13 protein-coding genes are annotated in these 12,864 nt (G+C 64.8%); 3 read left to right on the top strand and 10 right to left on the bottom strand.

Annotation, left to right across the window (positions count from 1 at the left end; all coding sequences use genetic code 11):
* Window positions 1–98 precede the first annotated feature (98 nt).
* Complete coding sequence (locus tag AC0SZ7_RS07645; protein WP_475503825.1) at window positions 99–1,163, bottom strand: ABC transporter substrate-binding protein; 1,065 nt, start codon at window positions 1,161–1,163, stop codon at window positions 99–101.
* Window positions 1,164–1,505: 342 nt separating this feature from the next.
* Here AC0SZ7_RS07645 and AC0SZ7_RS07640 point away from each other — a divergent pair, with 342 nt between their 5' ends.
* Window positions 1,506–2,225 carry a UTRA domain-containing protein gene (locus AC0SZ7_RS07640; RefSeq protein WP_475503824.1) on the top strand — a complete coding sequence of 240 codons (720 nt, stop codon included), beginning with the start codon at window positions 1,506–1,508 and terminating at the stop codon, window positions 2,223–2,225.
* Here AC0SZ7_RS07640 and AC0SZ7_RS07635 read toward each other — a convergent pair.
* From AC0SZ7_RS07635 to minC, 8 genes are all read right to left on the bottom strand, one after another.
* On the bottom strand, window positions 2,200–2,682 hold the full coding sequence (locus tag AC0SZ7_RS07635) for an MEKHLA domain-containing protein (protein WP_475503823.1): 483 nt from the start codon (window positions 2,680–2,682) through the stop codon (window positions 2,200–2,202). The genes AC0SZ7_RS07640 and AC0SZ7_RS07635 overlap by 26 nt on opposite strands.
* Window positions 2,683–2,771: 89 nt before the next feature.
* On the bottom strand, window positions 2,772–4,949 hold the full coding sequence (locus tag AC0SZ7_RS07630) for a mechanosensitive ion channel family protein (RefSeq protein WP_475503822.1): 2,178 nt from the start codon (window positions 4,947–4,949) through the stop codon (window positions 2,772–2,774).
* Window positions 4,950–5,017: 68 nt separating this feature from the next.
* Entirely contained in the window at window positions 5,018–5,185 is a 168-nt protein-coding gene (locus AC0SZ7_RS07625; RefSeq protein ID WP_475503821.1) for a hypothetical protein, read from the bottom strand.
* Window positions 5,186–5,364: 179 nt separating this feature from the next.
* On the bottom strand, window positions 5,365–6,654 hold the full coding sequence (locus AC0SZ7_RS07620) for a M18 family aminopeptidase (RefSeq protein ID WP_475503820.1): 1,290 nt from the start codon (window positions 6,652–6,654) through the stop codon (window positions 5,365–5,367).
* Between the two features lie 141 nt (window positions 6,655–6,795).
* Window positions 6,796–7,431 carry an RluA family pseudouridine synthase gene (locus AC0SZ7_RS07615; RefSeq protein ID WP_475503819.1) on the bottom strand — a complete coding sequence of 212 codons (636 nt, stop codon included), beginning with the start codon at window positions 7,429–7,431 and terminating at the stop codon, window positions 6,796–6,798.
* A gap of 90 nt (window positions 7,432–7,521) precedes the next feature.
* Window positions 7,522–7,773: a cell division topological specificity factor MinE gene (minE, locus tag AC0SZ7_RS07610; protein ID WP_008366588.1), complete on the bottom strand. Its 252-nt coding sequence runs from the start codon at window positions 7,771–7,773 to the stop codon at window positions 7,522–7,524.
* A complete protein-coding gene (gene minD / locus AC0SZ7_RS07605) occupies window positions 7,773–8,585 on the bottom strand; it encodes a septum site-determining protein MinD (RefSeq protein WP_475503818.1) in 813 nt (270 codons plus the stop codon). The genes minE and minD overlap by 1 nt, the downstream gene beginning before the upstream one ends.
* A gap of 139 nt (window positions 8,586–8,724) precedes the next feature.
* On the bottom strand, window positions 8,725–9,468 hold the full coding sequence (gene minC / locus AC0SZ7_RS07600; protein WP_475503817.1) for a septum site-determining protein MinC: 744 nt from the start codon (window positions 9,466–9,468) through the stop codon (window positions 8,725–8,727).
* A 112-nt stretch (window positions 9,469–9,580) separates the two neighbouring features.
* Here minC and AC0SZ7_RS07595 point away from each other — a divergent pair, with 112 nt between their 5' ends.
* Window positions 9,581–10,516, top strand: coding sequence for a lipid A biosynthesis lauroyl acyltransferase (locus AC0SZ7_RS07595; RefSeq protein WP_475503816.1), 936 nt, complete (start codon window positions 9,581–9,583; stop codon window positions 10,514–10,516).
* 113 nt (window positions 10,517–10,629) lie between these two features.
* Window positions 10,630–11,766, top strand: a complete 1,137-nt coding sequence (locus AC0SZ7_RS07590) for a patatin-like phospholipase family protein (RefSeq protein ID WP_475503815.1) — start codon at window positions 10,630–10,632, stop codon at window positions 11,764–11,766.
* Between the two features lie 148 nt (window positions 11,767–11,914).
* On the opposite strand, the gene AC0SZ7_RS07585 is transcribed toward AC0SZ7_RS07590, so the two are convergent.
* Window positions 11,915–12,769, bottom strand: a complete 855-nt coding sequence (locus tag AC0SZ7_RS07585; protein ID WP_475503814.1) for a pirin family protein — start codon at window positions 12,767–12,769, stop codon at window positions 11,915–11,917.
* Between the last annotated feature and the right edge of the window lie 95 nt (window positions 12,770–12,864).

Raw genomic sequence — 12,864 nt, 5'->3', positions numbered from 1 at the left:
TACCCGGTGGGCCGGGGGTGCCCAGCTGTGGGCGCGGGCTTGCCAGCGAGCTTTTCAGTGCCCAAAAAAGCTCGCTGGCAAGCCAGCTCCCACAGGTATCAGTTCATCTCGATGATGACCTGCTCGTTCCACTTCTGCGGCAGCTCCTTGGAGCTCTTTTCCCAGGCATCGGGGTTCTTGATCGGCTTGGCGTTCTTGTACTGCTCGTTCGGCAGCAGTTTCGACGCCACGTCTTCCGGCAGTTTCAGGTGCTCGGCACGAATTGGCCGGGCATGGCCGCGCGCCAGGTTGAACTGGCCTTCGTCGCTGAAGATGTACTCACGCGCAAGCTTGGCCGCGTTCGGGTGCTTGGCGTATTTGTTGATGATGGTGGTGTAGCCGGAAATCACCGTGCCGTCGGACGGGATCAGCACCGTGAAGCGGGTGGGGTCGATCTTGTCGCGGTAGCTCAGGCCGTTGAAGTCCCAGACCACGCCCACTTCCACTTCACCCTTTTCCAGGGTCTGGATGGTGGGGTTGGCCAGCGACAGGCGTTTTTGCTTGGCCAGTTCGGTGAACAGTTCCAGGCCTGGCGCCAGGTTGCTTTCATCGCCACCACGGGCAATGGCTGCGGCCAGCACGCCGTTGGCGGCCTGGGCGGCGGTGCTCACGTCACCGATGGCCACCTTGTATTTGCCTTTCTCAAGGTCTGCCCAGCTTTTCGGGGTGTCCTCTTCCTTCACCAACTGCTTGTTGATGATGAAGGCGATGGTGCCGGTGTAGGCCAGGGCCCAGTGGCCGTCCTTGTCTTTCGCCCAGTCCGGCACCTGGTCCCAGGTGGTCGGCTTGTAGGGTTGGGTTACGCCCTGCTTCTCGGCGATGGGGCCGAAGGCTGCGCCCACGTCGCCGATGTCGGCGCTGGCGTTGTCTTTCTCGGCAGCGAACTTGGCCACTTCCTGGGCCGAGCTCATGTCGGTGTCCATGTGCGTCAGGCCGTACTTGGCCAGCAACCCCGCCCAGGTGCCTTTCCAGTTGGCCCAGTCATCGGGCATGCCGACGCTGTTGACCGCGCCTTCGGCCTTGGCGGCCGCTTCCAGGGTGTTCAAATCGACGTCGGCGGCCATGGCGTTGATGCTCATGGTGATGCCCATGCCTACCAGTGATGCCAGGAAAAGCTTTTTCATCCGAAGCTCCTTGGGCGCGTTCAGCGAACGCTGGTTTTATCTGGACAGTGTCGCGAGGTGGTCTAGATCAGCAAGACCTGAGCCAATCTAGGCCGGGGTGATGACAATTTGATGTATGGCCGGGTGGCGCGGGCCTTGCAGCAGCATTGCCCCTGCCCGTGGGCAATAAGCGTAGTTCAGATTTAACTGCCTGATCTGCAACGGCTTGCGCTGCTCGGTGTAGGGCTTTTCCGAGATGCTTGTCATCCCGCGGTCATTTATTTTGCCTAGGCTGCAGCAATGGCCCACCGCCGCCAGCGGTGCCCCTTTTTGAAGCTGGTCTAGTCCAGACAGGTTGAAACGATGCGTAACAGTGCACCCCGAGCCGTGACCGCTATCTGCCAGGCGCTGCAAGAGCAGATTCAGCATGGCCTGTTGGCCGCCGGTTGCAAGCTGCCGGCCGAGCGCAAGCTCAGCGAAGTGTTCGACACCACGCGTATCACCTTGCGCGAGGCACTGGTGCAACTGGAAGCCCGGGGGCTGATCTACCGCGAGGAGCGTCGTGGCTGGTTCATATCACCGCCGCGCCTGACCTATGACCTGATGAAACGCAGCCACTTCCACGCCATGGTCCGCGAGCAGGGCCGCGAACCCTCGACGCAGTTGCTGTCGGGGCGGCTGGTACCCGCCTCGGCGGCTATCTGCGCAAGCCTGCAGTTGCCGCCGCTGTCCAGCGTGATCCAGCTGTGCCGCACCCGTTGCATCGACCAGCGCCTGGTGCTGTACGTGGAGCACTACCTGAACCCGCAGTATTTTCCGGGCATTCTGGACCTGGACCTGAACCAACCGCTTACCGAGATCTACGCACGCCACTACGGCATCGAATACGGCCGGGTGCGTTTCGAAATGGCCCCCACGGCCCTGCGCGCCGAGGCGGCCAGCGCCCTGCGGGTGTCACTCGGCAGCCCCGGGTTGCGCATCACCCGGGTCAACCATGACCAGCAAGGGCGGCTGATAGATTGTGATCTTGAGTATTGGCGGCACGACGCCATTCGGCTCAGTGCCGATGTCTCGCCGCCTTGATTTCCACTTCCGTCAGCCAGAACAGCGAGGCCTGGCCCATGCGCAGCGGCGCATCGGGGGGCGACAGCTCCCAGATTTCACCGTCGTAGATCTGGAAACTCTGGCCACTGCGCGAGTAGCGCTCGCCCTGGTAGTTGAAGCTGTAGCCGGCCTTGCGCACACGCTCCAGGTAATGCTGGCGGGCGGCGCGCTGGCTGGGCGGCGAGCTGAGTTCGGAGATCATGCCGATGAAGGTTTCCAGCGGGTAGTCGAAGCAGCGCTGCGCCTGGCGGTTGGCGTAGATGAAGCGCGGGTTGTCGCTGCCATCGTGGGCCAGCAGGCCGTAGGGCGCCTGTTCGTGCACCCACAGCAGGTCCACTGGGGCGCCGGGGATGGCCATGGGCAGGTGCTTGCCGGTGTGCCTGAAATACGCCTCGTCGATCTGCTTCAGATGGCTGGCAAGGTCGGGGCCAAGCATTTCGGTATTCCTCTACTGCACTGGGAAGAAGTCGAAGCCACAACGCTACCCCGTGTGGCGGCCTAGGTCTATTGTCGGATTGGACATACTCAGCTCGAAGGTGCAGCGGCCTCCGCCGTCACGGTGCCACCGGCACTGGTGACCACTTGCACGCTGAGGCGCGGGGTGGCCAGGTCCAGCCCGGACTCGTCCAGCTGGCGTTTGAGCGCCAGGTTGAACGCCCGCGAAACCTCCCATTGCTTGATGGGCGCGGTCTTGAAACGGGCGCGCAGGATGGCTGTACCGGATTCGAAACTTTCCACACCCTGGATCTCCAGCGGCGACCAGATGTTGCGCCGTTGCAGCGGGTCGGTGCGCATTTTCTGGCCCACGTCGCGCATCAGCTTGATGGCGGTGTCGATGTCCATGGTGTGCGGCACGTTGACCCGGAAGATGGCGTAGCCGAACTCCCGCGAGTAGTTCTTGATGCTCTTGATTTCGCTGAACGGGATGGTGTGCACGATGCCGTCGATGTCGCGCAGGCGCACCGTGCGGATGGTCAGGCCTTCCACCGTGCCCAGATGGCCGCCCACGTCGACATAGTCGTCGATGGCCAGCGAGTCCTCGATGATGATGAACAGGCCGGTGATCAGGTCGGCGACCAGCGACTGGGCGCCGAAACCGATGGCCAGGCCGATGACGCCCGCACCCGCCAGCAGCGGCGTGACGTTCATGCCCATGTTGGCCAGGGCGACGATGGCGGCAATGATGAAGATGGCGATGAACAGGACGTTGCGAATCAGCGGCATCATGGTTTGCGCGCGGGCATTGGCCAGGCCCTTGCGCGAGTGGGTGAGCGCGTGGTGCACGGCCGTGTCGGCGAGTATCCATACCAGCCACGCCAGGATAAGCGTGCCGGCCAGGCTGAACAGCTTGACGCTGATGTCATGGCCGTCGCCTTCGGTGAAGCGGATCAGCGACATGCCCCACACGCGCAGGCCCAGTTCGATGAAGCATAGCCAGATCAGCAGGTGCACCAGCGTGTAGCCGAAGTTGCGCAGGCGCTCGGAATACACTGCGTGGCGTTTCATGCGCTTGTGCGGCCGCACCGCGTGGCGGCGCACCAGGCCGTTGCAAACCATGCACAACACCAGCAGCACCGTGCACACCAGCGACTGGCGCAGCACGGTGCTGGTGTCGCCGGCATCGATGAAGGTGGCCAGCAGCGAGATGCCCACCAGCACCAGCGCGGGCAGGTACCAGAAGGTGCCGAGGATCTCGATGGTGTCGCTGAGGGCGCGGCGTGTCAGGCGCCGGGACAGTGGCTGGTTGCGGATAAGGTGGGCTACCGGGCGGCGGAAGCGCAGGATGAACATGCCGGTGCACAGCGCCGCCAGCATGTTCGCCAGGGTGGCGGCGGTGTGAGCCAGGTGCGAGCCCAGGCTGGCCACCAGGCGTGGGTCGTTCAGCGCCTCGCCGAAGGCGGCGAAGCTGCCGATCAGCCACAGCGGCCGGAACGCCTGGTGGCGCAGGATGTACAAGGCACGGTGGCGATGCGGGCCATCCAGCAACGAGAAGGCCACCACGCAGATGGCCGAGAAGCAGGTGCCCACCACCAGTGCGTAGGCCAGCACCATGGCCAGGTCCTTGCCCAGCGACGAGGGCAGGGCGTAGCCGACCCACACGGTGATGATCAGCGCCACCAGCCACGGCCCCAGCTTGCGCAGGGCAAAGCGCAGCAGGTCGAGGGTGCGCGGGTGCTGGGGCAGCTCCTCGCTGAGGCCGAAGCGCATGCGGATGTGGTGGCTGATCCAGTTCAAGGCGTAGGCCAGCAGGCTCCACACCAACAGGATCAATACGAAGCCGAAGATGATGGGCGGCCACTGGGCCACCGGCAGCAGCAGGTCGGACAGTTCCTGCCCGGCCTGGTCGAACTCGCTGGACCAGCGGTTGAACGGGCTGTCCTCGCCGGCGAACTGTTTCTCCAGTTGCCCCAGGGTGCTGCCGATCAGGCCCAGCACGCCTTCCTCACCCGCAGGCTGGGCCTTCTTGGTGGTGTCGCGCAGGCGCTTGAGGTCGGTGAGCAGTTGCGTGCGTTGCTGGTCGTTTTCCAGGGAATTGATGACCTGGTCCAGTGACTGTGCCAACGGCTCGGTGGGCTGCGGCTGGGATTTCTGGCCACTGCCGAGCAGGCTCGGCAAGCCGGCCGCCTCAGCCTGTGGCAGTAAGGCCAGCAGGCAGATCAGGAGCAGGGAGAACAGGGCAGGCAGACGCAAAAATACAGGCACTCGACAATAAACCCAGGGTAATTCTTGATCGAGGGAGTGTACGAGGCGTCAGGGCCCAAGGCGAGGGGTTATGCGCCGATTCGCACGAGGATTTTATACAGGACGATTCCAAGCAGGCAGAGCATGCCGAGCCAGAGCATCAGCACGCCGATATTGCGTTCGCGCAGGCTGAAGCCGAAGGTCAACAGGCCGAGGCTGGCCATGACCTGAATGAGCAGGGTGGTGAATTCGTCCATGACCGTTGTCCTTGTGCGGGGGGCCTGCTTTAAGTCTAGGCCCGTCAGCGCAGCAGGGTTTGATCCTGATCATGAAATTTAGCCCGTAGCAGCTGCCGCAGGCTGCGTCCGGCCCCGACGCGGTTCGGCTTCAACCACGCGGTGCCAGTGGACGCGGCCTGCGGCCGCTGCTACGAGGGTTACGGCAGCTCGCGGCTGCGGTAGAACGCTTCCAGCACTTTCACCAGGTGTGCCAGGTCCTGGCTGCCGCACAGCTCGCGGATGGAGTGCATGGCGAACGTCGGCAGGCCGATGTCCACGGTGCGTACGCCCAGGTGGCTGGCGGTGATCGGGCCGATGGTGGAGCCACAACCCATGTCGCTGCGCACCACGAAGCTCTGCACCGGCACTTCCTCGGCCATGCACAGGTGGCGGAAGAAACCGGCGGTTTCGCTGTTGGTGGCGTAGCGCTGGTTGCTGTTGACCTTGATCACCGGGCCGGCGTTGAGTTTCGGGCCGTGGTTGGCGTCGTGCTTGTCGGCGTAGTTGGGGTGCACGCCGTGGGCGTTGTCGGCCGACACCAGCAAGGAACGCTGGATGGTGCGCACGAAGTCGTCGCCGTCGGGCAGCAGGCGGCGCAGGGTCTGCTCCAGCATCGGGCCGTCGGCACCGCAGGCCGAGCACGAGCCGATTTCCTCGTGGTCGTTGGCCACGAACACGCAGGTTTCCTCGCTGTCGGCGTTGAGCAGCGCCTGCAACGCCGCGTAGCACGACAGCAGGTTATCCAGGCGCGCGCCGGCGATGAACTCGCCGTGCAGGCCCACCACCGCGGCGCTCTGGGTGTCGTAGAAGCTCAGCTCGTAGTCCAGCACCACGTCGGCATTCAGGCCGTGTTCGCGGGCCAGTTGGTCGGTCAGCAGCGCGCGGAAGTCGGGGCGCTCGTCGCCGGCCACCTGGGCCAGAATCGGCGGCAGCTCGGTCTGCGGGTTGATGGCCCAGCCCTGGTTGGCTTCACGGTTGAGGTGAATGGCCAGGTTGGGGATGACCGCAATCGGCAGCTTGAAGTCGATCAGCTGGCTTTCCACCTTGCCGTCGCGGCGGAAGGTGACGCGGCCGGCCAGCGACAGGTCGCGGTCGAACCACGGCGCCAGCAGCGCGCCGCCGTACACTTCCACGCCCAGCTGCCAGAAACCCTGGCGCTGCAGCTCGGGCTGCGGCTTCACGCGCAGGCATGGGCTGTCGGTGTGCGCGCCTACCAGGCGGATGCCGCCCAACAGAGGCGAGTGGCGGCCCAGCTTGACGGCGATGATGGAGGAGTCGTTGCGGGTCAGGTAATAACGCCCGCCCGCCACGGTGGCCCAGGTGTCGCGCTCGTCGAGGCGCTGGTAACCGGCAGCCTCCAGGCGCATGGCCAGGCTGGTGGTGGCGTGGAAGGGGGTGGGGGAGGCCTTGAGGAAGTCGATCAGGCCCTGGTTCAAAGCTTCGCGCATAAGTGGCTCCAGACAGCAATGGCGCGAGTTTAACGTATTGCAGCCCGCTTGGGGGGCTCGTAGCAGCTGCCGCAGGCTGCGTCAGGGGTGGGCGCCGGGGTGGTGCCGGACGCTGCCTGCGGCAGCTGCTACGGGGCGCCGTCAGAACGGCGCGGGGCACTCGAAGCGCACGCGTTCGCCCGTGGTGGGGTGCGTGAAGCTCAGCATGCTGGCGTGCAGGCACAGCCGCGGGTAGGCCGCCAGCGCCTCGGGGTGGGCGTACAGGCCGTCGCCCAGCAGCGGGTGGCCGATGGACAGCATGTGCACGCGCAATTGGTGCGAACGGCCGGTGATGGGCGTGAGTTCCACGCGGCACCAGTCGCCGCAACGCTCCAGCACCTTCCAGAAGGTCAGGGCGTGCTTGCCCTGCTCATGGTCCACCACGTGGCGCGGTTTGGTGGGCGGGTCGTAGCGCAGTGGCAGGTCGATGCTGCCGCTGTCGAGTGCAGGCTGGCCCCAGGCCAGTGCGGTGTAGGCCTTTTCGGTTTCGCGGTCATGAAACTGCCGCGAAAGCTCGCGGTGGGTGTCGGCGTCGCGGGCCAGCAGAATGATGCCCGAGGTTTCCCAGTCCAGGCGGTGCACGATGCGCGCCTCGGGGTAGCCGTTTTCCTGCAGGCGGGTGATCAGGCAATCCTTGTTGTCCTCGGCGCGGCCAGGCACCGACAGCAGCAGGGTCGGCTTGTTGATCACCAGGATGGCGTCATCCTGATGCAGGATGTGGATGTTCGACAGCGGCATTGAATTTGTCTCGGTAGAAACGCCAACGGCGATTGCCGGTATTCCCCCCAAGGGGGCACCGGCAATCGCCGCGGGTGCTGCCAGGCCGGGTTAGCGGTCGGGCAGGGTGATGTTGAGTTCCAGGATCGAGCAGCTGCCCTGGTTTTCCAGCGCGACCTGCACGTCCTCGTTGCCGATATTGACGTACTTGCGGATCACCTCCACCAGCTCCTTCTGCAGGGCAGGCAGGTAGTCCGGGGTGCTGCGCTGGCCACGTTCGTGCGCCACGATGATCTGCAGACGCTCTTTCGCTACCGACGCGGTATTGACCTTTTTGGAACGAAAGAAGTCAAAAATGCTCATCAGTTGCCTCCAAAGAGCCGCTCAAAGAATCCTTTCTTCTGCTGTTCGAGGAAGCGGTGTTCCACGGATTTGCCCAGCAGTCGGTCGACGGCGTCGCTATAGGCCTGGCCGGCGTCGCTCTGGTCGTCGAGGATGACCGGCACGCCCTGGTTGGAGGCCTTCAGCACCGCCTGCGATTCGGGAATCACGCCCAGCAGGGTCACCGACAGGATCTCCTTGACGTCTTCCACGCCCAGCATCTCGCCCTTGCTCACGCGCTCGGGGTTGTAGCGGGTCAGCAGCAGGTGTTCCTTGATCGGGTCTTCGTTGCGCTCGGCGCGACGCGACTTGCTGGCCAGCAGGCCCAGCATGCGGTCCGAGTCACGTACCGAAGACACTTCCGGGTTGGTGACGACGATGGCTTCGTCGGCGAAGTACATGGCCAGGTGGGCGCCGGTCTCGATGCCCGCTGGCGAATCGCAGACCACGAACTCGAAGGTTTCCTTGAGTTCCATCAGTACTTTTTCCACGCCTTCCTTGGTCAGCGCGTCCTTGTCACGGGTCTGGCTGGCAGCCAGCACGTACAGGTTCTCAAGGCGCTTGTCCTTGATCAGGGCCTGCTGCAGGTTGGCTTCGCCGTTCACCACGTTGACGAAGTCGTACACCACGCGGCGTTCACAGCCCATGATCAGGTCGAGGTTGCGCAGGCCCACGTCGAAGTCGACGATGACAGTCTTGTGGCCGCGCAGGGCCAGGCCGGTACCGATGGCGGCGCTGGTGGTGGTCTTGCCCACACCACCTTTGCCGGATGTAACCACGAGAATCTTGGACAAGGTGTATCACCCCTAATGAAAAAGGATTGCTAGTCCCTGAATGAAAGCATGACTTGTAAACAACTGCAGTCGGCCGGCCGTGGTAATGGCCGTTTGCCGCCAAGTTTAAAAGTTGTACGGAAAATGGCGGCAGTATCCGTTAAAGGCGGGTGATGTTCAACACATCACCAGACAAGCTGACTTGTACGCCTGCCCCCCACAAGGGGTCGCGACGCAGGTCTTCCGAGACCTTGTACTGGCCGGCGATGGACAACAGCTCGGCGCCCAGGTGCTGGCAGAAGATACGTGCCTTGGTATCGCCCTTGATACCTGCCAGGGCACGGCCACGCATTTGGCCGTACACATGGATGTTGCCATCGGCCAGAAGTTCCGCACCGGAGCTGACCGTGGCCATGACCACCAGGTCACCCCCCGGAGCATAGACCTGTTGGCCGCTGCGCACCGGCAAGGTAATGATTTTCGTCGGATTTACCACCGGTGCCGGCGGTTTTTCCGGCGCCTTGGGCTTGGGCGGCTCAAGTTCGATCGGCCGTTCGCGCGCGCCGGATGGCGGCAGCACCGGCAGGTCGATGGCGATGGCCGCGGCGATGTCCTCGATGCGGCTGGCGCGGATGGCCAGGGTGCGCAGGCCATGTTGGCGGCACACGCGCATCAGGCCTGGCAGGTCGACCGCCCCTTCACTGGCCGGCAGCTTGTCCAGCGCCAGCACCAGCGGGGTGTTGCTGAAGAAATTCGGGGCCTGGGCAACCTTGGCCGCCAACTGGCGGTCCAGGCCTTCAAGGTTGTTGCGGGCCAGTTCCAGCACGGTGATGGCGAGCATGCTGCCCTTCAGCTGGAACACGTTTTCCTGGTCTAGCGGTTCGGTCTGGCTCATGGTCGGCAAAAAGGCGCCTTGTAACGAAAAGTGCCGAGACTTATAACGAGAACGCCCGCCAGCCGCAAGCCGGGCGAACCCATGTAGAATGCGCGGCCTTGTTGTCTGTCCGGAATCTGTAATGGATCGCCCGCGTTTTAACCGAACCTTTCTTCACCCCCGTTTCTGGCCGCTGCTGCTGGGCCTGGGCCTGCTGTGGCTGGTGGTACAGCTGCCGTACCGCGCCCTGCTGGTGATTGGCCGCCTGCTGGGGCTGGGCATGTACCGCATCGCCGGCGAACGCCGCCGTATTGCGGCGCGCAACCTCGAGCTGTGTTTCCCCGAACTACCGCTCGTCGAAAGAACCCGTTTGCTCAAGGAAAATTTCGCTTCCACCGGCATCGCCTTCTTCGAAATGGCCATGAGCTGGTGGTGGCCAAAGGCCCGCCTGGCGCGGCTTGCGCACATCGAAGGGCTTGAACATTTGCAGGCCGCACAGCAGGCCGGCGAGGGTGCCATTCTGATGGCGCTGCACTTCACCACCCTGGAAATCGGTGCCGCGTTGCTGGGCCAGCGCCACACCATCGACGGCATGTACCGCGAGCACAACAACCCGCTGTTCGACTTCGTCCAGCGCCAGGGCCGCGAGCGCCACAACCTCGACTCCCTGGCGGTAGAGCGCGAAGACGTGCGCGGCATGCTCAAGCTGCTGCGCAAGGGCCGCGCCATCTGGTACGCACCGGACCAGGACTATGGCGCCAAGCAGGGGATTTTCGTGCCGCTGTTCGGCATTCCTGCGGCCACCGTAACCGCCACCACCAAGTTCGCCCGGCTGGGCAAGGCGCGGGTCATTCCGTTCACCCAGCAGCGCCTGCCGGATGGCAGTGGCTACAGGCTGGTGATTCACCCGCCGCTGGAAGATTTCCCCGGCGAGAGCGAAGAGGCCGACTGCCTGCGCATCAACCAGTGGGTGGAAGCTTCCATTCGCGAGTGCCCGGAGCAGTACCTGTGGGCGCACCGGCGGTTCAAGTCGCGGCCGCCGGGTTCGCCTAGACTCTACGAAAAGCGCCGCCGGTAGGCTGTCGCAGCGACTGTCTTTGTGGGAGCTGGCTTGCCCGCGAGCTGTTGGGGCCCTAAACGCTCGCTGGCAAGCCAGCTCCCACAGGATGTTTGCCGCTACAGGAGCACGCAATGCCTGCGATCACAGGCCTGATCCTTTCCGGCGGTGGCGCCCGCGCCGCCTACCAGGTGGGCGTGCTGGCGGCCATTGCGCAGCTGCTGCCCGCCGATGCCGCCAATCCTTTTCCCGTGATCGTCGGCACCTCGGCCGGCGCCATCAACGCCGTGACGCTGGCCAGCGGCGCCCAGCAATTCGTGACCACGGTGCAGCGCCTGGAGGCATTCTGGCGCGGCTTCGCCAGCCATCAGGTGGTGCGCAGCGACTGGCCCGGCGTGGTGCGCCAGGCCAGCCGGTTCATCCGCCACAGCTTGTTGGGCATAGGCGGCGCCGTGCCCGTGGCGCTGGTCGACAACGCGCCCCTGGGTGCGCTGCTGCGCGAGCGCCTGGACCTCAATGGCATCGATGGCGCGCTGGCTGCGGGCGCCCTGCATGGGGTGGCGGTGACCGCCTTCGGCTACAGCTCCGGGCAGGCGGTCACCTTCTATCAGGGCAGCTGCGGCATCCAGCCCTGGCTGCGGCATAGGCGGGTCGGCGTGCCCACCCGCCTGAGCGTCGAACACCTGATGGCCAGCGCCTCCATCCCGCTGCTGTTCCCGCCGGTGCGCATTGGTGATGACTTCTACGGTGACGGCGCCATGCGCCAGTCCGCGCCCATCAGCCCGGCGCTGCACCTGGGCGCCGAGCGGGTGCTGGTGGTGGGCGTCAGCGGCAACACCCGTGGCCCCGACGGCGGCCCGCTGGCCGGCAGCGACCAGCAGCCGAGCCTGGCGCAAATAGGCGGGCACCTGCTCAACAGCGCGTTCATCGACAGTTTGGAAGACGACCTGGAATTGCTGCAGCGTCTCAACCAGTTGGGGCGGTTGTTGCCGTCGGACGTGCACAGTGCGCCATTGGGCTTGAACCCGGTGGAGGTGATGGTGGTAGCGCCCAGCCAGCCGCTGGACGAGATCGCCGCGCGGCACCGGCATGAGCTGCCGGCGGCGCTGCGCCTGTTCCTGCGCGGGCCGGGGGCGACGAAAACCAGTGGGGCGGGGCTGTTGAGCTATCTGCTGTTCGAGGCGGGGTATTGCAGCGAGTTGATCGAGTTGGGGCGGCGCGATGCGCTGGCCAAGCAGGCTGAAATTCTCGCCTTCCTGCAACCGCTATAACCGTCCGTGGGGGCGGGCGTTGCACCCCGTTTTTTGGGGCGCAAACGCGCGCGGGCCACCCCCCGCCTCCCGGTCGGGGGGTGCGGGGTGGCCTGGGCGTTTTGGGGGCACCACCCCCCCGCGCCCCCCCCCCCCCCCACGGGTGGGTTCAGGCCGTCAGGCGGTCGTCGCGGAAGTCGCGCAGGGCCTGTTCGATCTCTTCGCGGCTGTTCATCACGAACGGGCCGTATTGCACCACCGGCTCGTTCAGCGGCTTGCCGGCCAGCACCAGCACCCGTGCACCTTCAGCGCTGTCGATACGCACCTCGCCACTGTCACCCAGGCGCACCAGACGGCTGGCCGCCACGCTGCCGGCATGGCCGGGCAACTGCACCGCACCTTCGTACACATACAGCATCACCCGGTGCCCTTCAGGCAGGCGCGGGCTGATGCTGGCGCCGGCCGGCAGGTGCAGGTCGAACAGGTGCGGCTCGGTGTGCGGCCGCTGCACGGCGCCCAGCTGCTGCACCTGGCCGTCGTCGAACGTGCCGGCAATGGCCACCACGTCGATGCCGGCCGGGGTGGTCAGGCGCGGAATGTCCTCGGGCTGGATGTCGCGGTAGCTCGGGGTGCCGAGCTTGTCCTTGCCGGGCAGGTTGAGCCACAGCTGGAAGCCGCGCATCACGCCTTCTTCCTGCTCGGGCATCTCGCTGTGGATGATGCCGCGGGCAGCGGTCATCCACTGCACGCCACCGCCTTGCAGCAGGCCGACGTTGCCCAGGTGGTCTTCGTGGCGCATGCGCCCTTCCAGCATGTAGGTGATGGTCTCGAAGCCACGGTGCGGGTGGGGCGGGAAGCCGGCGATGTATTCATCGGGGTTGTCGGAACCGAATTCGTCGAGCATCAGGAAGGGGTCGAAGCGCTCGATGCCGGGGCCGCCGATGACACGGGTCAGGCTTACGCCGGCGCCGTCGGAAGTGGCCTGGCCGGCCTGGATGCCGATGATTTTACGAAATTGAGTCATTGCACAACTCCTGTAGGAGGGTGGGAATGGCTCTATTGTTGCGCGGGAAATATCGAACGAATAGCGGTTATTTACGGTAGTAAATATCAGTAAAT

It is taken from the genome of Pseudomonas sp. JC1203 (assembly GCF_056175065.1).
This window is presented reverse-complemented; position numbering and strand designations above follow the sequence as displayed.